The organism is Kitasatospora sp. SC0581 (genome assembly GCF_048159585.1).
Classification (GTDB): Bacteria; Actinomycetota; Actinomycetes; order Streptomycetales; family Streptomycetaceae; genus Kitasatospora.
The window spans coordinates 1-352 of sequence record NZ_JBLRWA010000255.1; the positions used below are offsets into that span (position 1 = coordinate 1).

Sequence of the window (352 nt, forward strand, 5' to 3'; positions counted from 1 at the left end):
AGCTAACCGGTCCCCTTAACGTTCCAGCACCGGGCAGGCGTCAGTCCGTATACATCGCCTTACGGCTTCGCACGGACCTGTGTTTTTAGTAAACAGTCGCTTCTCGCTGGTCTCTGCGGCCACCCCCAGCTCGGAGTGCAAGACTCGTCACCAGGAATGGCCCCCCTTCTCCCGAAGTTACGGGGGCATTTTGCCGAGTTCCTTAACCATAGTTCACCCGAACGCCTCGGTATTCTCTACCTGACCACCTGAGTCGGTTTGGGGTACGGGCCGCCATGAAACTCGCTAGAGGCTTTTCTCGACAGCATAGGATCATCCACTTCACCACAATCGGCTCGGCATCAGGTCTCAG

The 352-nt window shown here is 57.1% G+C and carries 1 rRNA gene; it reads right to left on the reverse strand.

Annotation, left to right across the window (positions count from 1 at the left end):
- A 23S ribosomal RNA gene (locus ACLWS4_RS38000) occupies nt 1-352 on the reverse strand; the annotation flags it as partial.